This is a genomic window from Uniformispora flossi, assembly GCF_049534875.1.
Taxonomy (GTDB): domain Bacteria; phylum Actinomycetota; class Actinomycetes; order Streptomycetales; family Streptomycetaceae; genus Yinghuangia; species Yinghuangia aomiensis.
Genome location: NZ_JBMULZ010000029.1, coordinates 40697 through 60092, shown reverse-complemented (window position 1 = coordinate 60092; position 19396 = coordinate 40697). Strand labels below are relative to the sequence as shown.

Genomic DNA, 19396 nt, shown 5'->3' with positions numbered 1-19396 from the left:
CCGGGCCTCACACCGCCCATCGCCACGCGCGCGGCACGGCGTGCACCCCACACGAGGAACCGGCACCACCACCCGCTGGCACCCCCGCGAGCCAGGCAACCCCCGCCCGACGCACTCCAGACCCGAAGCTCACCACTGCCCACCGCCACGCGCACAGCACCCGCGCACCTCACCAGGAACCGGCGCCACAACCCGCCGACACCCCCGCGAGCCAGACAACCCCCTCACCACCGCCCGCCGCCACGCCCGCAGGACACGCGCACCCCCACACGAAGAACCGGCGGGATAACCACCACCACCCTTGCAGGTCACGGGAGTTGACGGGCGGTGGCGCTTGGGGCGCGCGGCTTTCTGCGCTGCGCCATGCGCACCCAAGCGGCGCGGGGCTCGGCCGTGGCCATCGACTGTGCGGGACCGGCAGACCGGCCCGAGCAGTCGACTCCCTCGAGTCCACCGGATCGACCGGGATCTATCGGCCCGTCGCGTGTCATTCGCCCACCAAATCGGCCAAGTCGGCCAGGCAGGCCAGCCAGTCGGGCGGTCGGGCGGTCGGGCAATCACGCGGTCACGCGGTCACGCGGTCAGCCGGTTTGACAGGCCAGCCGATCCGACAGGTCAGTAGGTCCGACAGGTCAGCAGGTCCGCCGCCCCGCACGCCGGCCGGTCAGCCCCCCGCCACGTCGATCGGCTGAAGCCGCCGCCCCGTCAGGCGCGGCCCAGCGCGTCCAGCTCCCCGTCGATCGCGCCGAGTATCAGCGCGCGGGCCCGGTCCAGCGTGAGCCCCTCGCTCAGCCAGCGGCCGCTCAGCCCCTCGAGGAGTGCCGTGAGGCGCTGGGCGGCCTCCAACGCCCGGTCCCCCGGCACGGCCGGCAGGACCGCCGCGATCAGGTCGGCGACCTCGCCGTCCCACACCCGTGTGGCCTCCGCGAGATCCGCGCGCAGCAGGACGTCGAACATCGCGCTGGCCCGCAACTCGCCCCACGCCGTGCTGTTCTCCCGCACCTCGGCGGTGTCCTGGAACTCCAGGAGCAGCGTCTGCTCCAGCACCGCGCGCGGGTCCGCCAGGTGCTCGGCGGCGACGTGCTCGGCCGTGTAGCGCTCGGCGCGGTTGTTGATGAACTCCAGGGTGGCGCGCAGGACTCCGGCGCGGTCCTTGAAGTGGTAGTAGATGAGGCCGTTGGATACCCCGGCCTCGGCGGCCAGTTCCTCGATGCGCAGGCCCCGGACCCCACGGCGGGCGATGAGCCGCGCCGCGGCTTCCATGATCACGGTACGACGGTCCTGGGCCATGGTTCGCCACCCTACCGTCCGGCCCTGGCGCACCACGCGCCCCGCCCGGGCACCGGCCGCCGCGGCGTTTCCCGTGATCACAGGGCTGTCCGCACGCTACGATGACTGAATATTCAGTCAGCACGAGGGGGCGGCCGGGCGCCACCCCGGTGGGGTGCCACAGTGTCGAGCCGTCAGTCGTTGATCTTGGAAACCGCCGCCGGACTCATCGCGCGGCGCGGGGTGCGCGGCCTGCGGGTGGAGGAGCTGGCCACGGAGGCGGGGGTGTCCGTCGGGCTGGTCTACTACCACTTCGGCGACCGAGCCGGCCTCATGCAGCACACCTGGGAGTTCATCAACGAGCGCGCCGAGCGCTACACGAGTTCCGCCGGCGACCCGGACCGGGATCCGCGGGGGCGGCTGGAGGACATGCTGCTGCTCGAACTCCAGGACGTCCCCGAGGTGCGGGAGAACAGCACGGCGTGGGGCGAGTTCCGGGCGAGCGCCGTCTTCGAACCGGACCTGGGCCGCCAGGTGCGCGAGGCGACCGCCCGGTGGGTCCGGGACGCGGAATCGCTGATCCGCCACGGCCAGGACACCGGCGCAATCGTCGCGACCGTGGCCGCGACCGACGCGGCCGAGCGGCTGACCGCCCTCGTCGAGGGCCTGAGCGAACGCTGGCTGGCCGGTTCGCTGCCCCTGGAGCGGGCACGTTTCCTGCTCCGCGGCGCCCTGACCCTGGAACTCGGACCGCAGCCGCCGCACCCCGCCCGCCGCGAAGCGGCACGGCCGCATCCCGCCCGTGCGCACAGCCGCACCCGCGACCTCGCCGAATGATTGCTTTCCTCAAGCAACAAAATTAGGGTGCCTCCCGTCGTGCCAGTGCCACCCGCCCGAACGGAAGGGGAGCCCGTGCCCACCGTCCTCGTCACCGGAGCCACCGGACTGATCGGCGCCAACATCTGCCGACGCCTGCGCGAACGCGGCGACGACGTCCGGGCGCTGGTCCGGCCCGGGAGCGAGAGCGGGCCGCTGCGCGACCTCGGCGTCACGCTCGCCGAAGGCGACATCACCAGCGCCGCGGACGTCCTCGCCGCCGCGAAGGGCGCCGAGTTCGTCGTCCATTCCGCCGCGGTCCTCGGTGGTGCGAACCAGGATCCCGGCGAGCACGCGCGGGTCAACACGGGCGGCCTCGGGCACATCCTCGACGCCGCCGCACACGTAGGCGCCCGGCGCGTCGTCGCCCTCGGCACGACGACCTACTTCGACTACACCGACCGGCCGCTCAGCGAGCAGTCCCCGGTGCTCGACGACCCGCCCGGCGACCCCTATTCGGTCTCCAAGAAGGCCGCCTTCCTGGAGGTCATGCGCCGGGCCGCCGAAGGGCTCGACGCGTGCGTCGTCATCCCCGGCGGCACGTTCGGCCCCTCCCCCGTGCCCGGCCGGGCGCTGGAGGCACCGAGCTACAACCTGCGCATCCTGCTCGCGCTGAGCGGCGGCATCGACGCCACCGTGCACTTCCCGATTCCGTGGTCGTATGCGGACGACGTCGCCGCGGTCACCGTCGCGGCGCTCGACCGCGGCGTCGCGGGCGAGAAGTACCTGGCGTTCGCGCATCCCGACGACGTCTGCAGCATGGCCGAGTTCCTCAACCGCGCTTGCGAACTCGCCGGAGCCGAGCACCGCGTACGCGACATCACCGCCGACCTCCTGGCCGCGGACGCCGAGTTGCAGCGCTCGTCCGGACCCAGCCTGGTCGCGCTCGCCAACCGGACCTTCCCCACGCCCTACTACACCGACGCCCTCACGAAGGCGCGCCTCGGCCACACGCCGCTTCGTCTGGACGAAGGCCTGCGCCGCACCCTCGACTGGCTGGAGGCCACCCGGCGATGAGCACCCCCACCGACCGGCGGGACGCGGAATACGCCGCGATGCGCCTTCCCCTCCTGTACGCGCGAGGCATCGACCGGCGCGACTGGGCGCTGGTCCGCTCCTGCTTCGCCGACGACGCCTTCGTCGACGGCTCGCGCGCCGCGCTCCCGATCGACGCCTACCTCGAACAGCTCCGCCCCGGTGTCGAGTTCTTCCCCGTCACCATGCACTTCATGGGTAACCAGCTCGCCGACGTGGACGACGCCACCGGGGGCGTGCACGTCGAGACCTACGCGGTGGCCTACCACTTCAAGGCCGAACCGGCCGGCACCGAGCACCCCGAGAACCTGGTCGTCGGTGTCCGCTACCACGACCACGTCGCCCGAACCGCGGACGGCTGGCGCATCGTGCGGCGTGCCGTCTCCGGGGACTGGCGCCAAGGCCCGTACCCGCACTTGGGCTGACCGGGCGGCCCGTCACCCGGACGGCGGGACGCGTCACACGGACGGGCGCTCAGCGGAAGCGGCACCGAGGCATCCCGGAAACACTGGGCTCAAGCAGGAGCGCGATCAGCGGCCTATTTGAGTGGGAGAGCGGATCATGCGGATGAACACCGTGTTCCGCGGCATCGGCGTCGTGGTGGGTCTGGCCTTGATCGCCGCGGCATTCGTGCTGGCGTACGTCGTCACGCCGGACTATGTGAAGCGGCTGCCCGACGACACCGACACCACACGCTCTTACGCCGGCACCTTCAAGACCCTCGTGGACGCCCAGGAAGTCGCGAAGGGCAACGTTGCGGGGGCCATCAAGACCAACGTCCCGTTGACGGTCCAGCGGACCGTGAAGGTCGAGAAGACCTCGGGCAACACGGCCCTGGTCAGCGACAGCCGGACGACGGCCGCCGCGGGCACCACGGTCGAGAAGACGGACTGGAAGTACGCCGTCAACCGCAAGACGCTCGAGGCGACCACCAGCCACCCGTCGAGCTGGCAGGTGGTCGACGCCAAGGGTCTGACGGTGAGTTGGCCGCTCGGCGCGCTGAAGAAGACGTACGTCGGCTGGCGGCCGGAGACCGAGACCACCACGCCGCTGACGTACACGCGTTCGGAGAGCAAGTCCGGTGTCGGCACTTACGTGTACGACGCGCACTTGCCGCCCACCCGGATCACCGACGCCCAGGTGCTCGCCAGTCTGCCGCCGGCCGTCCCGAAGGCGACCCTGGCACTCGTGGGCCAGCTCGGGACCCTCACGCCCCAGGCGAAGCTGCAGCTGGCCCAGTTGCTGCAGACGATGCCCGACCCGGTCCCGCTCGCCTACACGCTGGAGAGCACCGACACGTTCTGGATCCATCCCGAGAGCGGCATCGTGATCGACACGGCGCGCGCCCAGCAGCGCGTGGCCGGGATCGTCGACCCGGGCAGCGGCGCGTTCCTCCCGCTGCTCCCGGTCTCGGACGTCACCTACCAGCAGACGCCCAAGTCGGTGAGCGACGCGGCGAACGACGCCAAGGACGCCCATGACGTCATCAACTTCGTGGGCACCATTCTCCCCGTCATCGTGGGCATCGTCGGCGCCCTCCTGATCGCCGCGGTCCTGCTCATCCGACGCCGCCGCCCCCGCGGCACGGCGACACCGCCGCCGTCGACGCCCCCGTCGACGCCGACTGCGCCGCCGACCACCCCGCCGACCGCCTGACCTGCGCCCGCCCGCTGCCCGGCATGCTTCGCGCGGAGCCGGGTAGCGACGGGCGGACAGGGCGCAACCGCGGCACGTGCCGTTGCCCCGCCGGAAGGGAACGGCCATGACCAGCCACGACGACCGCGTCCGCTACTTCGACACGTTCCAGCGCCACGACCTCGAGAGGAACGGGCACCTCACCGCCGAACAGCTGATGGCGGCGCTGAAGGACCTCGGCTGTGCGTCGGAAGCGGCCGGTGTGGAGCACCTGCTGCGCCGCTACGACGCGGACGGCTCGCATTCGATCGACTTCGGCGAGTTCCTGGAGCTTCTCGCCCACGCCGACGCCGCACCGGACTCCGGTGCCCACACCCGCCGGGAGCGCTCGCCATGACGACACCCCCCAACGACCCCGTCCCGCCGAACCCCACGCCCGCCCCCGGTCCCGGCCCGGGTCCCGGCCCCGGGCCGCTGCCCGGACCGATTCCGGGACCCGGCACACCCGATCCCGCGCCGCCCGCCCCGCCGCAGCCGGAACCCGACCCGGAGCCTCCGCCGGCGCCCGGACCGGAACCGGGCCCGCGGCCCGGCCCCCTGCCCGGCCCCGGCCCATCGCCCGAACCGGTGACCTGACCCGCGCTCCCCGGTTCACCGCCCGCACCTCGGGTAGCCGCGCGGACGTCCGCAGCCTCACGGAAAGGACGGCCGCCATGTCGGACGACGCACGGGGCGACGACGTCTACCAGCCCTCGAACGACGACACCGGCAATCCGCCGGACGACGCCTTCGATCCGGAGAACGTCCTCGACGAACGCAGCCTGGACGACACCATGGAGGAGGGCTATTCGCCTCCGGAACGGCCGCTTGCGGTAGAGGACTTCGGAACCACACAGGAAGAGCAGGAGTCGGGCGAGTCGCTCGACGACCTGCTGGCGCGCGAAGTCCCGGATGTGGCGGTGCCTGCGGGAGACGACACGGGCGACCTCCCGGGCGGGGCCGGCGAACCCGTCGACGACCAGGCCGGTGCCGCGCGCACGGGGCGCCTGGTCGCGAGCGAGCCCGGACCCGGGCGCACCGCGGCGGACCTCGAAGCGGAGGACGTCGGGATCGACGGGGGTGCCGCGTCCGCGGAGGAAGCCGCCGTGCACACGATCCCCGAGCCGGACGAGTCCCCGGAAGCCGAACCCGACGTCCCGGACCCGGAGTCCCCGGACGACCCGCAGACCCCCTGACCCGACCCGACCCGACTCGAGACGAGGCGAGACGAGACGAGACCCGGACCGCCGTGCCGGTCCGGGTCGACGCGTGCCCGCGCCGCGGGCGTGTCAGCCGCGTTCCGACGGCGCGTCGGCGTCCGGGGCTTCCTGTGCCGCCGCGGCGGCACCGTTGCCCGGCCCGTCGCCGTTCGTGCCCGGCTCGGGGCTCAAGTCGAGGGTGTGGTCGACGGGGCGGCCGCGGTCCGCGGGGTGGCGCAGCCGAGTGCCCGGGACCACCCGGTAGGTGTTGCGGCGGCCGCTGCGGGTGCGGGTCAGGTAACCGTCCTGTTCGAGGTCGGTGATGATGGCCTGCACGGTGCGCTCGGTCAGCCGGCATTCCGCGGCGATGTCGCGCACCCGCGCGTGCGGGTCGCGGGCGACAGCTGCCAGCACGCGGGCGTGGTTCGTGAGGAACGTCCAGCCGCCATGAGTCTCGCTCATACGTAAATGATGACGTGTATTACCCGATATGTCTCACCTGAGAAATTTTTCCGGTTTTCTCTTGCGGGTGACCGTCCGGAGCCGCAGGCTGGAAATGTCCCGTTATCAGCCTCATCGGAGGCACGCCATGTCCCGCTCACCGCACGACGGAGGTCCGGCGGTGCACCCGCCCCCGGTCGCGTTGCTGACGATCGACGTGCGCCGCGACGGGGACCACCGCGTGCAGGTGTGCGTCGCGGGAGAACTCGACCAAGACACCGCGCCGCAATTGCGGCGTGCCGTATCCGCCGCGCTGCGCGGCCACCCGGCGGCCTTGCACATCGACTTGGCCGCGGTGCCGTTCGCCGACAGCGCCGGTCTTCACATCCTGCTGGACACCCGCAGCCGGCTCGAGGACTGGGGCGGCACCCTGACCGTCGACGCCGGGGAGCAGGTGCGCGACCTGCTGCGCCTGACCGGAACCACGCCGCTGTTCACCCTCGTCGACGGTGAACCGGGCCCGACGTCGAAGAGCGGCTGACACCGCGGGGCGCGGGAGGGGTGTCGGAGCCCGTCGTCCGGGTAGCCGCCGCGGCATGACCGAGCATGACGGAGTCGCACGGCACGGAGCGGCCGACGCCACGCTGCCCACGGTCGGGGTCGAGGAGGAGTTCCTCACCGTGGATCCCGCGACGCAGCGGCCGGTCCCGCTGGCCTCCGACGTCCTTGCCCGGGTGCCCGCCGTGGCGGTGTCGGCCGAATTCAAGGGCGAGCTGCTGGCCTCCCAGATCGAAACCGCGTCGACGGTCACGAGCGGATTGGCCGAGCTGCGCGCGGGCCTGCGCGACAGCCGTACGGCGCTGGCATCGGCCGCTGCGGCGGTAGGGGCGGACCTGCATTCCGCGGGGTTCGCGCTCGACCACACCGTGCCGTTGGCGGTGAGCCGGGACGAGCGCTACCGCGCGATCGAAGAGCGGTACGCCGGAGTGACCGCCGACTACCCCGCGTGCGGGTGCCACGTGCACGTGGGCGTACCCGACCGGGAGACCGCGGTCGCCGTGGTCAACCACCTGCGGCCGTGGCTGCCGACGTTGCTGGCCTTGTCGGCGAACTCGCCGTACGCGCGCGGGGTGGACTCCGGCTGCGCGAGCTGGCGCGCCGTCAGCCAGCGCCGGTTCCCGGGCGCGGGCGTACCGCCGTGGTGTGCGGACGCCGCCGCCTACGACCGCGCCATGGACGCGCAGTTGGCCGCGGGCGCGACGGTCGACCGGCAGATGACGTTCTGGTACGCGCGTCCGTCCGAGCACGTGCCGACCGTGGAAGTCCGGGCCGCGGACGCCGCCGCGACCGTCGACGAGGCGGTCCTCCAAGCGGGCCTGACGCGGGCCTTGGTCGTCCGCGCACTCCACGATCTGGCCGCCGGACGGACCGCGCCGCCGACGGGCGACGGGGTCGCCGCGGCGGCGGTGTGGGCGGCCGCCCGGTACGGGCTGGATGGCCCCGCCGTCGACTTCGCCGACGGCCGCACCACGTCCGCGTTGTCCCTGGTCGGCAAGCTGCTGACGCACGCCGCGCCCGGTCTCGAGGAGTCGGGCGACGGACAGCTGGTGCGGACCTACCTACACCGCATCGTGCGCCAGGGCACCGGTGCGGCCCGGCAGCGCCGTGCCGCCGCACGCGGCGGCCTCGCCGCGGCCGCGGGCGTTGTGGCCATCCGGCCGGACCCACCACCGGAGCCGCTCGCGGTCGTCGGTGGCACCGCACACGATTTCGCCCGGCCGACCCCCGACTGCGGGAGGATGCGATGACCGCCGTGACGACCGGACGACGCCCGGCAATCCCTCCGGAGACGGGCCCCCTCCCCCGCGCCCGCGGCCCCGTGTCCGACGCGGTGATCCGTGCGCTGCATCGGCCGCCGGGCAGCGGGGTCGACGCCCTGGGCACCGACGCGCCCGACGCGTGGGGCGAGGACGCCCAATTGGCGCTCTATGCCTGCTACGAACTGCATTACCGCGGTTTCCGCGACGTCGACGCCGACTGGGAATGGGACCTGGACCTGCACCGGGTACGCGGCGAGCTGGAGACCCGGTTCCTGAGTGCGCTCCGCACGGACACCGGCACCGCGGGCAGCGGCGACGCCCACGGCGTCGGGGCACCCGGCGACGTGGACGCGGCCTTGACCGGCCTGCTCACGGCGGACTCCGACGACGACCCCGGCCTCGCGCAGTACCTGCTTGCGCATCCCGATCCGGATCTGCTGCGGGAGTACGTCGTCCACCGGTCGGTCTACCACCTCAAGGAGGCCGACCCGCACGCCCTGCTCATCCCCCGGCTGTCCGGGCGCGCGAAAGCGGGCGTGGTGACCGTCGAGTTCGACGAGTACGGCGGCGGAACCCGGGACGGCATGCACGCCGTGCTCTTCGCCGACCTGATGCGCGGTCTCGGCCTGGACGCCGCGTACGGCGCCTACCTCGACCGGGTCCCTGCGCCCATGCTCGCGGTGGTGAACCTGATGTCGCTGTTCGGCTGGCATCGGTCCCGCCGCGCGATGATGGCAGGCCACTTCGCGGCAGCCGAGGCGAGCACCCCACCGAGCGCGGCGAGGCTCGCCCGCGCCCTGGACGCGGCCGGGGTCGAGGACCCCGCGTGTGCGCGCTTCTTCACCGAGCACATCGAGGCGGACGCCGTGCACGAACAACTGATGCGGCGCGAAGTCCTCGACGTCCTGCTCGACAGCGAACCGGAACTGGCCGACGACGTGGTCTTCGGCATCCGGGCCACGGACGCCGTCGAGAGCCGCTTCACCGCGCATGTGCTGGGTGCCTGGCAGGCGGGGCGTTCGTCGCTGCTGCCCGGGATCGACGCGGTGTCGGGCGGTTAGGAAACAGCGCGCGCGGCCGGGCGCCGGTGGCTCGTATCGCACCACGGCATCCGTTTGCTCCGCCGGCAGAGGCAGACGGCCACCACCACGCGGTCCGAACGGGCCGTGCCGCCGTCCGGCATGTCGACCTCCACCGGTCCGCGCATCAGCGCGGGTCCGCGTGGAACGACCGTCACATGTGCCGTACCCCGCCCGTTGGCCGCGGACCGCGTACCGCGTGCCCGCCCCGTCCCCCGCTGCGCTTCCCACTCATCCTCGGTCCGCACGGATCACCACCAGCTCCTCTTCCCGGCACCCTGGGGCGATCAGGCCGCGTTCCTCCGGATGGGCCGCCCGCGCCGACATCACCGGCCCGAACGGCTCCGGTTCCCGGGTCACCAGGGCGGGGCCATGCGTCGGCAGGGCGGTGTCCGGTCCGGGCACGTAGGGCGGGTTCGCCGGCACCACGTCGAAGCGCCCTCCCGCCACGCACGCGCGGAAGCGGCCCAAGGCGGCGCGCCGGCCCCGCAGGAGTCGGCCGCCGGACCGCATCGGCCGCGCGATCCAGGGGAATCACGGCGGGGTGCGGGCCGGCGGCCGGATCGGTCATGCGTCCGGATCCGCAAGACCGATGTCGGCGAGCACGGAGGTCGGGTCCTGCTCGATGGCGAGGTCGCCGAGGGAGACGATGCCCACCACGCGGTCGCCGTCGACGACGGGGAGCCGGCGCAGTGCCCGGCTGCGCATCAGGTAGACGGCATGGTCGACCGAGTCGTCGGGGGCCAGTGTCACGACGTCGCCACTGTGCAGGACGCCGACGGCGGTGTCGTCGGGGTCGCGGTGCTCGGCCATGCCGCGGACCACCAGGTCGCGGTCGGTGACCACGCCGACCAGCGTGTCGCCGTCGGTCACGAGGACATCGCCGATGTCCCCGTCGCGCATGCAGCGTGCGGCGTCCGTCAGTGAGGTCTGCGGGCTCACGGTGACCGGTTCGTGGGTCATGAGGTCGCTCACGGTCCGGTGGTCCGGGTCGACGAGGGTCATTCCGGGCTCCTTGTCGGTTGCGTTGTCGGTTGCGGTGGGATCACGACGCGTCGTCGTGGCGCGGGCGGGTGGGGAGGGTGCCGAATCCCGCCAGGTGCCGGGCGGTGCGGCGCTTCCCGTCCCGGGGCGTCTCGTTGGGCTCGCGGGGTTCGGTGGGGCCGGGGAGCGGGCCGGGTTTCAGGACGAAGTGCGGCGCGAAGTCGTCCCGGACTTCGGGGACGGCGTGCAGCCGGGGCTCGGAGTGCAGCGGGTGTTCGCTGTACGTCGGCCTGTCCTCGTGCGGTGTGGGGCGGTTCCGGTGCTTGCGTACGGCCCGGGCGACGAACCACAGGAGCATCCCGGCGGCGTGGCCGGCCAGGAGGGCTCCGCCGATACCGGCCCGCCGGGTCCCGGGCAGGGGCTCCGGTCGCCGGGTCGCGCCGCGGGCGGCGGCCGGCCGCGGTATCGATGGCGTATTCATGCCGGAGCGGCTACCCGGCTGGGCCGGATCAATCGTGCCGGTTCGGAGAAGCCTCGGCGCCGACCGGTCCGGTCGGGGACGCGGCGGCGTCACAGCCGGGCGAGTTCGGGGAGCAGGCGGCGCCGGGCCCAGTCGAGGAACCCGTGCTGTGTGTCGCCGCCGATCTGCACCAAGGCCACTTCGGTGAAGCCCGCCGCCAGGAACTCCGCGACCGCGGACGCGAAAGCGTCCACGTCGTCGCCGCAGGGGATGCCGGCGGCCACGTCTTCCTTGCGGACGAACTGCGTGGCGTCGTCGAACGCCTGGGTCCCGGGCAGATTGGCGTTCACCCGCCACCCGCCGCCGAACCAGCGGAACTGGTCGTGGGCGCGTGCTACCGCCGCGTCGCGGTCGGGGTCCCAGGACACCGGGAGCTGGCCGACCATCGGCCGGCCGGCGCCGCCGGCTTCCCGGAACGCGTCGACGAGTGCCTTCTCGGGTTCGACGGCGATGCCGAGGTCGGCCTGCCGTCCGGCCAGGGACGCGCTGCGCGGTCCCGACATCGCGATGCCGATCGGCGGCGGTTCGTCGGGGAGGTCCCAGAGCTTTGCACCGGACGCGTCGAAATGGCGCCCGCGGAAGGTGACTTCGCCGCCGTCAAACAGGGCGCGGATGATCTCGACCGCTTCGTCGAGCATCTCGTGCCGGATCCGGGGCGGCGGCCAGCCGCGGCCGATCACGTGTTCGTTGAGGTTCTCCCCGGCCCCGAGCCCGAGGCGGAAGCGTCCGCCGGAGAGCAACTGCAGGGTGGCGGCCTTCTGCGCGACCACGACGGGGTGGTAACGCAGGGTAGGACAGGTCACATAGGTCATGAGCGGTATGCGCTGGGTCGCCTGGGCGGCCGCCCCCAGCACGGTCCATGCGTACGGGGCGTGCCCCTGTGCGGCGAGCCAGGGCGAGAAGTGGTCGGACGTCACCGAGAAGTCGAACCCGGCCTCCTCCGCGTGCGCGACGTGTTCCACCAGCTCACGGGGGCCGGCGTGCTCGGTCATCATCGTGTAGCCGATACGTGCCATGTCCTGCGGCTAGCCGGGTGCCTTCCCGCGAAACGTCGTCGCGCTTCGTGTCGAATGCGGGTCGCGGGGCAGCCGCCGGGGTGACAAGTCGAGCCTTCAACAAACGGTCCGAGGCAGAACGGCAACAGGTGCTCTCATGTTCACGAACGGGGCGGCACAGCAGGACGTACACCCGGCGCAACCCGCGCCGGCCGACGGGCCCGGGCCCGCCCGACGCCCCGGCATCGTCCACGAACTCACCGCCGAGCACCGCGAGATCGAGCGGTTGCTGACCGCTCTCCAACAGGCTTCGGAATTCCGGGCGCGGGCGCAGCTCGCCCGGAAGCTGACCGGCCGGATGGACCGCCACCTGGACGTGGCGGAGACCTGTCTCGACCCCGCCGTCCGCGAACACGTCACCGGCGGCGTGGGCCTGGTCGTCAAGGGCCGTCGTGACCGTGACGAAATCGCCGTTCGGATCGACGAGTTGCGGATGCTGGACCCGGACGACGAGCGTTACCCGGGCGTGCTGGCACGCCTGCGGCTCGGCGTGTCCGCGCACATACGGGACGAGGAAGACCGCGTGTTCGTCCGGCTGCGTGGCGCCTGCACCCGCGCCCAGCAGCTGGCGCTCGCCGACCGGGCCCGGGGCGCATCACTCGCCGGTCGCTCGTGACTTTCGGCCCGGTAATCCGGCGGTATCCGGTTTCGTTCCCGGAACCTGGGTAGGTGGCGTGTAGATCGATATTCCGGAGTCCTCGGGATTCGGTCGGAATGGGCGGCACATGCGCCGCCCGCCAGGCACTCAGTGCCGGGGCACCTATCGTCTGAAGAAGCCGGGCGCACCGGAGCCCTCCCGCGGAGAAGGCCGTACGGGCGCTCGAAGCGCACCGCGAGCCACCGCGGATCATGGCCTGCGAGGAGCAGAACCATGTCGGTGCGTACTCAGGCGAACGTTTCGCCCGCGCCGCGTTTCACGCGGCAGGAGTTGCGCAAGATCACCAAGGCCGAGGCCCGTCGCATCAGCGACCGGCTTCTGCGCGTGCTGCGCGCACTCGAACCCGAAGACCCCGACTACGGCGACGTCCGCGGCACCATAGTCGAGCTGAACATGCCGCTCGTCCGCTACGCCGCCCGCAAGTTCGGCCACCGCCGCGCCAACCGCGAAGATGTCCTGCAGACCGGCGTCGTCGGCCTGCTCAAGGCGATCGACGCATTCGACACCGAGCGCGGTGTGGAATTCGCGACCTTCGCGCTCCCCACCATCAGTGGCGAGATCAAGCGCTACTTCCGGGACACCGCGTGGCCGGTGCATGTCGCCCGCAGCCTCCAGGAGCGTTTCCTGGCGGTCGCGCAGACCACCGACCGGCTGGAGCAGCAGCTCGGACACACGCCCACCGAGGCCGAGGTCGCGGCCGAGGCCGGGCTGAGCCTGGCGGAGGTCCTGGAAGCCCGGGACGCCGGGCACGCCTACCTCGTCGACTCGCTCGACGCCGCCGCCCCGACCGACGACACGTCGCACACCCGGTCCCGCCCGGTGGACCGGCTCGGCTACGAAGAGACGGACTTCGACCTGGTCGAGTTCCGCGAGTCCGTCCGGCCGCTGCTGCACGACCTGCCCTACCGCGAGCAACAACTCCTCGAAATGCGGTTCTGGCGCGACCTGCCGCAACACGAGATCGGCGACCGGCTGGGCATCTCGCAGATGCACGTCTCGCGGCTCCTCACCGCGACGCTGCTCCGGCTGCGGGAGATCCTGGAGTCGGACCGACCCCCCGAAGCCTCCGAACCCCGCGGGCCCCGCGGGGCACACCCCGAACCCCGGCCGCGGGCCGCGGCCGCCGCTCGCACTGGATGATCATGTGGATGGGCGATGACACCCTGGCTCTGGAGCTGGACGGCACGCCCGGCTCGGTGCGCAGCGCGCGCCGGGCCGCCCGCCGGTTCCTGACCGCGGAGGAGAGCTGCGGTCTCGCCAATACGGCCGTGCTGGACGTCCTCATGGTCGTCGGGGAACTCGTCGCGAACGCCTGCCGGCACGCGCCCGGGCCGTGCCGGCTGACCGTGGTCGTCTGCCCGGACGCCGTCCACGTCGCGGTGCGGGACGGCAGACCCGTGCCGGTCAGCATCGTGCGCATGCGCCCGCCGTCCGGATATGGCCTGTTCATCGTGGCCCGCCTGACGCGCGGGATCGAAGTGCTGCCGGTGCCCGGCGGCAAGATCGTCCGCGCCGACGTGCCGCTGCGCAGCCCGCGCCCGGCGCACAACGGCGTGGGTTGAGCCGCGGACGAACGCTATTCGGGGACTTGCGCGGCGATCACGCACGTGTCGTCGTCGGTGTCGGCGTTGCCCAGCGCCAAGAGGCGGTCCAGGAGTTCCTCCGGGCCCCGGGTGCGGCGCGGGAGGAGCGCGGCGAGGCGGGCGACGCCGTCCGAGACCGAGCTGCCGCGGCGTTCCACGAGCCCGTCGGTGTACATCACCAGCGTGTCGCCGGGTGCGAGGGCGATGCGCTGCTCGTCGTACTCGGCTTCCGGGAACGCGCCGAGCATCGGACCGTCGACGAGGGGCAGCGGCTCGGCACGGTCGCCGTGCACCCACAGCGGCGGCAGGTGCCCGGCACGAGCCCAGGTGAGCGTGTGCGACCGCGGGTCGTACACCGCGCACACAGCGGTGGCGGTGACGGCGCCCAGCGGGTGGCAGGCGACGGCGTTGAGCCAGTGCATCAGGCGGGCGGGGTCGGAGCAGGCCATCGCCAAGCCGCGCAGCGCGTTGCGCAGGACGATCATCCCGGTGGCCGCGGCGATGCCGTGGCCGGCGATGTCACCGACGCACAACAGCACGGATCCGTCCGGGAGTTCGACGGTGTCGTACCAGTCGCCGCCGACCGCGGCGTCGGCCTGCGCGGGCCGGTAGCGGACGGCGACGCGCAGGCCTCCCGTGCCGGCCTCCGCGTCCGTCGGCATGATCGCTTCCTGGAGCTGCCGGGCGAGGCGGTTGCGGGCCGCGGATTCCTCCTCGGCTTCGTCGAGGCGTTCGCGGGTGGCCGCGAGGGCGACCGCGGTGCCGTATTCGGCGGTGACGTCCTCGTACGCGCCGCGCACCCGCACGCCGGTGTCCTCGGGCGTGCCGGGACTCGGCGCGGCGACGATCCGGGTGTGCCGCACGGCGCCGTCGGGCCGGAGCAGCCGCAGCACCGCGGACGCGGGGCGGCCGTGGTCCAGGACGGTACGCAGGAAGCGGGCGACCACGGTGCCGTCGTCGGGGTGGACGTGGGCGGGAAGCTGTCGGAGGCCGAGAGGCCGGGCGTCGTCGGGCAGGCCGAACAGCGCGTACACCTCGTCGGTCCACAGCACGTCGCCGGTGCCGAGGTTCTCTTCGAACCCGCCGACGCTGACCATGCGTTGCGCCTCGGCGACCAGGTCGGCCAGGCGACCCGCGCGGTCCTCGACCGGCAGCCAGGACACGACGACGGCCTCGCCGACCGTCCAGACGGCGACGTCCGGGCCGGTGTCGGTGCCCGGGGCGGGCGGCGCGAGCCGGAGGGTGGCCGGGGTGCCCGTGCGGTAGGCACGGCGGGCGAGGTCGAGGAGCCGCCCCGGCTCGGCGGCCGGCGGATAGGCCTCGGTCAGACGTGCCCCGCGGAGTTCCGGCCACGGGCGGCCCGAGGGGTCGGCGAAGTGCCGGTTGGCGTGGTCCACGACGAAGTCGTCGACGTCGGCCGGCTCCTCGGCCCGCACAGGCAGCAGGACCACGGCCGGGCACGGGAGGACGTCGGCGACGTCGGCGGCCGCGCCCGCGGCGGGCGGGGCGGGGTGCGCGGGGGCGGGCACGGCTCGCGCGGCCACGTCGGCCATCGCGGCGACTTGGCGCACCACGTCGGGCGGCGGCGCGGAGCGCTCGGCGCCCGGGGCGGCGGCCTCCGGCCAGCAGACTTCCAGGACGCCCGCGATGCGCCCGCCGGCGAAGGCGGGTGCGGCCATCCGGACACCGGACGGGACCCGGCCGGCGGTTGCCGCCGAGGGTGCGCGGGGCGCCGCCGGGCCGGCCGCGGCCGGCCCCAGGGCAGCGCCGCGGCCGATGACCGCCTCCCCCTCCGCGACCGCCCGTCCGGCGAGCGTCGCCACCCCGGGCGGCACGTGCCGCCAGCGTGCGGCCTCGCCCGCCGGGAGCCCGGCCTGTCCGGCCAGGCGCAGCGCGCCGTCCGCCTGGACGTGCCACAGCGCGACGGCGGCCGCGCCCAAAGGCGCCATCGCGTTCTCCAGCACGGCGCGGGCCGCGTCGTCCGCGTCGGACGCGGTGGCCGCGGCCGCCTCGGCGCCCCACAGCCGGGCCCGCGCGGCCAAGCGCTCCGGGGCCGGCACGTCCTCGGGCACCGCCTCGGCGGCCGTGCCGGGCACGTCCCGGCCGACGATGTCCGCGGCCAGCTCCGCCGGAGGGATCCCGGCCGCATCGGCGAGTGCGGCGATGCGCTCGGCCGCCTGCGCGGGCGTGCACTCCAGACGGGCGACGAGGATGCCCGCGGCGAGGCCCAGCAGCGCCCGCCGGTCCGCGTCGGCACCCGCGGCCCGCAGTTCGCCGCGCAGCCGGGCCACGGTCGCGGTCAGCCGGGCCGTCTCGGCAGGGCTCGCGGGCCCGGGCGCCGCCGGGGGTCGGGGATCGGGTGCCGGGTTCACGATTCCGCACGCGGGGCGCGCCCGGCCAGCAGCCGGCGGACGTGCGCGACCAGGTCGTCGGTGTCGACGGGCTTCGTCAGGTAGTCGTCCGCACCGGCCTCGAGGCTCTTCTCCCGGTCGCCGGGCATCGCCTTGGCGGTGACCATGACGATCGGGACGTCCCGGTATCCGGGCATGCGGCGGATCGCCGCGGTCGCCGCGTCGCCGTCCATGTCCGGCATCATCACGTCCATCAGCACCAGGTCGGTCTCCGGGTGCCGGGCCAGTTCGGCGACCGCCGCGCGCCCGTCGGACGCCGCGACGATGCGGGCGCCGTGCAGTTCGAGGGCGGTGCTGATGGCGTACAGGTTGCGGGCGTCGTCGTCCACCACGAGGACGGTCCGCCCCGCCAGCGGTCCGCGCGTCGCCGCGGCGGAAACCGGCTCGGTCGCGGCCGCTGCCGCCTCCACGGCACGGGCGGGGTCACCGGAAGAACCGACGCCCGAGGGCGGGGTGACCGGGAGGTACAGCGTGAAGACGCTGCCCTGCCCCGGCGTGCTGCGGGCGGCCAGCGCTCCCCCGAGCAGCTGTGCCATCTCGCGGCTGATGGACAGGCCGAGGCCGGTGCCGGCGTACTTGCGGCTCGTGGTGCCGTCCGCCTGCTGGAACGCACCGAAGATGGAGTCCAGTTCGCCCGGCGGGATGCCGATGCCGCTGTCCCGTACCCGGAACGCGACCACCTCGCCCGGCGTGCCGACGTCCTCGGGGGTCTCCTCCGCGGACGGCCGGTCGACGGACAGGGCGACGCCGCCGCTCTCGGTGAACTTCACCGCGTTCGACAGCAGGTTCCGCAGGACCTGGCGCAGCCGGGCGGCGTCGGTGACGAGTTCCGCCGGGGCGTCGCGTGCCGACGTGAACGCGAGGTCGAGCTCCTTCTGCGCGGTCATCGGCCGGAACGCCGCCTCCAAGTCGTCCAGCAGTCCGCGTACCACGACGGGCTCGGGATGGATCTCCATCTTCCCGGCCTCCACCTTGGACAGGTCCAGGATGTCGTCGATGAGCTGCAGCAGGTCGGAGCCGGCCGAGTGGATGATGCCCGCGTACTCCACCTGCTTGGCGGTCAGGTTCCCGGCCGCGTTCTGGGCGAGGAGTTGGGCGAGGACGAGGAGGCTGTTGAGCGGCGTGCGCAGTTCGTGGCTCATGTTGGCCAGGAACTCCGACTTGTACTTCGAGGTCGCGGTCAACTGACGTGCCCGGTCCTCGAGTTCCTGGCGGGCCTGCTCGATCTGCCGGTTCTTGGCCTCGATGTCGCGATTCTGCTCGGCCAGCAGCCCGGCCTTGTCGGCGAGTTCGTCGTTGGAGCGGCGCAGCTCGTCCTGCTGGTCCTGGAGCTGCTCCGAGCGGGCCTGCAGCTCCACGGCCAACCGCTGCGACTCGTCGAGGAGTTCGTCGGTCCGGTTGTTGGCGAGGATGGTGTTGATGGCGACCCCGACGCTCTCCATCAGCTCGTCGAGGAAGGCGTGCTGGACCTCGGTGAACAGGGAGAGCGACGCCAGTTCGATGACGCCGACGACCTGGTCTTCGACGACGATGGGCAGCACGACGAGCGCCGCGGGCGGGGCGTGCCCGAGGCCCGAGGACACCAGGTAGCCGGCGGGCACCGCGTCGACCGTGATGGTGCGCCGGCTGCGCGCGGCCTGTCCGACGAGCGACTCGCCGGACGCCGGCGTCGGGAGGTCCGCGACGCGGGCGCCGTAGGCGCCGATGGGCCGCAGCCGCGGGCCCGACGGGCCTTCCTCGGCGAGGTAGAACGCGCCGTACTGCGCGGAGACGAGCGGGGTCAGCTCGTCCATGACCACGTCGGCGACCACCGCCAGGTCGCGGCGCCCCTGCAGGAGGCCGGAGATCCGTGCCAGGTTCGACTTGAGCCAGTTCTGGTCGCGGTTCGCCCGGGTGGTCTCGCGCAGCGACCCGACCATGGTGTTGATGTTGTCTTTGAGTTCGGCCACTTCGCCGGACGCGTCGACGGTGATCGAGCGTGTCAGGTCGCCTTCCGCGACCGCGCTGGCGACTTCGGCGATGGCGCGCACCTGCCGGGTGAGGTTCCCCGCGAGTTCGTTGACGTTCTCGGTCAGGCGCTTCCACGTCCCCGACACGCCTTCGACTTCGGCCTGTCCGCCCAACCGGCCTTCGCTGCCCACCTCGCGCGCCACCCGGGTGACCTCGGCGGCGAACGACGACAGCTGGTCGACCATCGTGTTGATGGTCGTCTTCAGTTCGAGGATCTCCCCGCGCGCGTCGACGTCGATCTTCTTGGTCAGGTCGCCGTTGGCGACCGCGGTGGTCACCAGCGCGATGTTGCGCACCTGTCCGGTGAGGTTGTCGGCCATGGCGTTCACCGAGTCGGTCAGGTCGCGCCACGCGCCGCCGACTCCGCGCACTTGGGCCTGGCCGCCGAGTCGGCCGTCGCTGCCGACTTCGCGTGCCACCCGGGTCACCTCGTCGGTGAACCGGGCCAGCTGCTCGACCATTCCGTTGAAGACGGCCGCGATCTCGCCGCTCAGGTCGGGCGCATCGGTCGCCAGACGGATCGTGAAGTCGCCGTCCCGGACCGCGGTCAGCCCGGCGAGCAGCGGCTGCAGCTCGTCGTTGCCGATCCCGTCGTGGTGATCGTGCCGCCGGGGGCGCCCCGGCTCGTGCGGGGGGCCCTGCTCGGCACCGGACATGATGTGCCTCGATTCGGCCGGCGGACAACGGGGCGGCCGCGGCCCCCGAGCCGCACCGACCGGCCCCGGACGGCCTAACCCACGCTACCTCCGGACCCCGCGGCAGTCGCGCAGACAGCCGCGGCC

General features: G+C 73.3%; 21 protein-coding genes. 12 read left to right on the top strand and 9 right to left on the bottom strand.

Going from position 1 to position 19396, the window contains the following annotated elements; translation table 11 throughout:
- Positions 1-705 precede the first annotated feature (705 nt).
- Positions 706-1290 (bottom strand): TetR/AcrR family transcriptional regulator, encoded by a 585-nt coding sequence (locus ACPA54_RS36685; RefSeq protein WP_423536555.1) that lies wholly within the window; start codon positions 1288-1290, stop codon positions 706-708.
- 162 nt (positions 1291-1452) lie between these two features.
- Here ACPA54_RS36685 and ACPA54_RS36680 point away from each other — a divergent pair, with 162 nt between their 5' ends.
- The 6 genes from ACPA54_RS36680 to ACPA54_RS36655 all read left to right on the top strand — a co-directional run bounded on the left by ACPA54_RS36680 (position 1453) and on the right by ACPA54_RS36655 (position 6050).
- Positions 1453-2106, top strand: a complete 654-nt coding sequence (locus ACPA54_RS36680; protein WP_423536553.1) for a TetR/AcrR family transcriptional regulator — start codon at positions 1453-1455, stop codon at positions 2104-2106.
- A gap of 75 nt (positions 2107-2181) precedes the next feature.
- Positions 2182-3162: an NAD-dependent epimerase/dehydratase family protein gene (locus tag ACPA54_RS36675; RefSeq protein ID WP_423536551.1), complete on the top strand. Its 981-nt coding sequence runs from the start codon at positions 2182-2184 to the stop codon at positions 3160-3162.
- Positions 3159-3605 carry a nuclear transport factor 2 family protein gene (locus ACPA54_RS36670; protein WP_423536550.1) on the top strand — a complete coding sequence of 149 codons (447 nt, stop codon included), beginning with the start codon at positions 3159-3161 and terminating at the stop codon, positions 3603-3605. The genes ACPA54_RS36675 and ACPA54_RS36670 overlap by 4 nt, the downstream gene beginning before the upstream one ends.
- 136 nt (positions 3606-3741) lie before the next feature.
- A complete protein-coding gene (locus ACPA54_RS36665; RefSeq protein WP_423536548.1) occupies positions 3742-4836 on the top strand; it encodes a porin PorA family protein in 1095 nt (364 codons plus the stop codon).
- Positions 4837-4942: 106 nt separating this feature from the next.
- The gene (locus tag ACPA54_RS36660) at positions 4943-5212 is read left to right on the top strand and encodes an EF-hand domain-containing protein (protein ID WP_423536547.1); all 270 of its coding nucleotides are present in this window, start codon (positions 4943-4945) and stop codon (positions 5210-5212) included.
- A 316-nt stretch (positions 5213-5528) separates the two neighbouring features.
- Positions 5529-6050 (top strand): DUF5709 domain-containing protein, encoded by a 522-nt coding sequence (locus ACPA54_RS36655; RefSeq protein ID WP_423536545.1) that lies wholly within the window; start codon positions 5529-5531, stop codon positions 6048-6050.
- A 93-nt stretch (positions 6051-6143) separates the two neighbouring features.
- Here ACPA54_RS36655 and ACPA54_RS36650 read toward each other — a convergent pair whose 3' ends face one another.
- Positions 6144-6515: a helix-turn-helix transcriptional regulator gene (locus ACPA54_RS36650; RefSeq protein ID WP_423536544.1), complete on the bottom strand. Its 372-nt coding sequence runs from the start codon at positions 6513-6515 to the stop codon at positions 6144-6146.
- A gap of 127 nt (positions 6516-6642) precedes the next feature.
- Between ACPA54_RS36650 and ACPA54_RS36645 the strand changes: the two genes are divergently transcribed.
- From ACPA54_RS36645 to ACPA54_RS36635, 3 genes are read left to right on the top strand one after another with little or no spacing between them, the layout of a single operon-like run.
- Positions 6643-7035 (top strand): STAS domain-containing protein, encoded by a 393-nt coding sequence (locus ACPA54_RS36645; protein WP_423536542.1) that lies wholly within the window; start codon positions 6643-6645, stop codon positions 7033-7035.
- Between the two features lie 55 nt (positions 7036-7090).
- Positions 7091-8302: a carboxylate-amine ligase gene (locus tag ACPA54_RS36640; protein WP_423536540.1), complete on the top strand. Its 1212-nt coding sequence runs from the start codon at positions 7091-7093 to the stop codon at positions 8300-8302.
- On the top strand, positions 8299-9375 hold the full coding sequence (locus ACPA54_RS36635) for an iron-containing redox enzyme family protein (RefSeq protein WP_423536538.1): 1077 nt from the start codon (positions 8299-8301) through the stop codon (positions 9373-9375). Before ACPA54_RS36640 ends, ACPA54_RS36635 begins: the two co-directional genes overlap by 4 nt.
- Here the strand turns inward: ACPA54_RS36635 and ACPA54_RS36630 are convergent.
- The 5 genes from ACPA54_RS36630 to ACPA54_RS36610 form a co-directional block, all read right to left on the bottom strand.
- Complete coding sequence (locus ACPA54_RS36630) at positions 9372-9521, bottom strand: CDGSH iron-sulfur domain-containing protein (RefSeq protein WP_423536575.1); 150 nt, start codon at positions 9519-9521, stop codon at positions 9372-9374. The genes ACPA54_RS36635 and ACPA54_RS36630 overlap by 4 nt on opposite strands.
- A gap of 103 nt (positions 9522-9624) precedes the next feature.
- Complete coding sequence (locus ACPA54_RS36625; RefSeq protein WP_423536537.1) at positions 9625-9843, bottom strand: class I SAM-dependent methyltransferase; 219 nt, start codon at positions 9841-9843, stop codon at positions 9625-9627.
- Between the two features lie 117 nt (positions 9844-9960).
- Positions 9961-10398 carry a CBS domain-containing protein gene (locus ACPA54_RS36620; RefSeq protein ID WP_423536535.1) on the bottom strand — a complete coding sequence of 146 codons (438 nt, stop codon included), beginning with the start codon at positions 10396-10398 and terminating at the stop codon, positions 9961-9963.
- Positions 10399-10438: 40 nt separating this feature from the next.
- A complete protein-coding gene (locus ACPA54_RS36615) occupies positions 10439-10858 on the bottom strand; it encodes a hypothetical protein (protein ID WP_423536533.1) in 420 nt (139 codons plus the stop codon).
- 89 nt (positions 10859-10947) lie between these two features.
- On the bottom strand, positions 10948-11913 hold the full coding sequence (locus ACPA54_RS36610; protein WP_423536531.1) for a TIGR03557 family F420-dependent LLM class oxidoreductase: 966 nt from the start codon (positions 11911-11913) through the stop codon (positions 10948-10950).
- Between the two features lie 136 nt (positions 11914-12049).
- Between ACPA54_RS36610 and ACPA54_RS36605 the strand changes: the two genes are divergently transcribed.
- The 3 genes from ACPA54_RS36605 (at position 12050) to ACPA54_RS36595 (ending at position 14172) form a co-directional block, all read left to right on the top strand.
- Complete coding sequence (locus ACPA54_RS36605; RefSeq protein WP_423536529.1) at positions 12050-12568, top strand: hemerythrin domain-containing protein; 519 nt, start codon at positions 12050-12052, stop codon at positions 12566-12568.
- Positions 12569-12823: 255 nt separating this feature from the next.
- Positions 12824-13750, top strand: coding sequence for a SigB/SigF/SigG family RNA polymerase sigma factor (locus ACPA54_RS36600; RefSeq protein WP_423536527.1), 927 nt, complete (start codon positions 12824-12826; stop codon positions 13748-13750).
- An 8-nt stretch (positions 13751-13758) separates the two neighbouring features.
- Complete coding sequence (locus tag ACPA54_RS36595) at positions 13759-14172, top strand: ATP-binding protein (protein WP_423536525.1); 414 nt, start codon at positions 13759-13761, stop codon at positions 14170-14172.
- 14 nt (positions 14173-14186) lie between these two features.
- On the opposite strand, the gene ACPA54_RS36590 is transcribed toward ACPA54_RS36595, so the two are convergent.
- Positions 14187-16565 carry a SpoIIE family protein phosphatase gene (locus ACPA54_RS36590; protein ID WP_423536524.1) on the bottom strand — a complete coding sequence of 793 codons (2379 nt, stop codon included), beginning with the start codon at positions 16563-16565 and terminating at the stop codon, positions 14187-14189.
- Positions 16562-19270: an ATP-binding protein gene (locus ACPA54_RS36585; protein WP_479729433.1), complete on the bottom strand. Its 2709-nt coding sequence runs from the start codon at positions 19268-19270 to the stop codon at positions 16562-16564. Before ACPA54_RS36585 ends, ACPA54_RS36590 begins: the two co-directional genes overlap by 4 nt.
- Positions 19271-19396 lie beyond the last annotated feature (126 nt).

Excerpts from the sequence above, each read along its gene's own strand:
- ACPA54_RS36615 (WP_423536533.1), bottom strand. The coding sequence starts at position 10,858 with ATGAATACGCCATCGATACCGCGGCCGGCCGCCGCCCGCGGCGCGACC.
- ACPA54_RS36645 (WP_423536542.1), top strand. The coding sequence starts at position 6,643 with ATGTCCCGCTCACCGCACGACGGAGGTCCGGCGGTGCACCCGCCCCCG.
- ACPA54_RS36585 (WP_479729433.1), bottom strand. The coding sequence starts at position 19,270 with ATGTCCGGTGCCGAGCAGGGCCCCCCGCACGAGCCGGGGCGCCCCCGG.
- ACPA54_RS36660 (WP_423536547.1), top strand. The coding sequence starts at position 4,943 with ATGACCAGCCACGACGACCGCGTCCGCTACTTCGACACGTTCCAGCGC.
- ACPA54_RS36635 (WP_423536538.1), top strand. The coding sequence starts at position 8,299 with ATGACCGCCGTGACGACCGGACGACGCCCGGCAATCCCTCCGGAGACG.
- ACPA54_RS36665 (WP_423536548.1), top strand. The coding sequence starts at position 3,742 with ATGCGGATGAACACCGTGTTCCGCGGCATCGGCGTCGTGGTGGGTCTG.
- ACPA54_RS36650 (WP_423536544.1), bottom strand. The coding sequence starts at position 6,515 with ATGAGCGAGACTCATGGCGGCTGGACGTTCCTCACGAACCACGCCCGC.
- ACPA54_RS36640 (WP_423536540.1), top strand. The coding sequence starts at position 7,091 with ATGACCGAGCATGACGGAGTCGCACGGCACGGAGCGGCCGACGCCACG.
- ACPA54_RS36630 (WP_423536575.1), bottom strand. The coding sequence starts at position 9,521 with ATGCGCGGACCGGTGGAGGTCGACATGCCGGACGGCGGCACGGCCCGT.
- ACPA54_RS36620 (WP_423536535.1), bottom strand. The coding sequence starts at position 10,398 with ATGACCCTCGTCGACCCGGACCACCGGACCGTGAGCGACCTCATGACC.
- ACPA54_RS36670 (WP_423536550.1), top strand. The coding sequence starts at position 3,159 with ATGAGCACCCCCACCGACCGGCGGGACGCGGAATACGCCGCGATGCGC.
- ACPA54_RS36685 (WP_423536555.1), bottom strand. The coding sequence starts at position 1,290 with ATGGCCCAGGACCGTCGTACCGTGATCATGGAAGCCGCGGCGCGGCTC.
- ACPA54_RS36655 (WP_423536545.1), top strand. The coding sequence starts at position 5,529 with ATGTCGGACGACGCACGGGGCGACGACGTCTACCAGCCCTCGAACGAC.
- ACPA54_RS36610 (WP_423536531.1), bottom strand. The coding sequence starts at position 11,913 with ATGGCACGTATCGGCTACACGATGATGACCGAGCACGCCGGCCCCCGT.
- ACPA54_RS36595 (WP_423536525.1), top strand. The coding sequence starts at position 13,759 with ATGGGCGATGACACCCTGGCTCTGGAGCTGGACGGCACGCCCGGCTCG.
- ACPA54_RS36600 (WP_423536527.1), top strand. The coding sequence starts at position 12,824 with ATGTCGGTGCGTACTCAGGCGAACGTTTCGCCCGCGCCGCGTTTCACG.
- ACPA54_RS36605 (WP_423536529.1), top strand. The coding sequence starts at position 12,050 with ATGTTCACGAACGGGGCGGCACAGCAGGACGTACACCCGGCGCAACCC.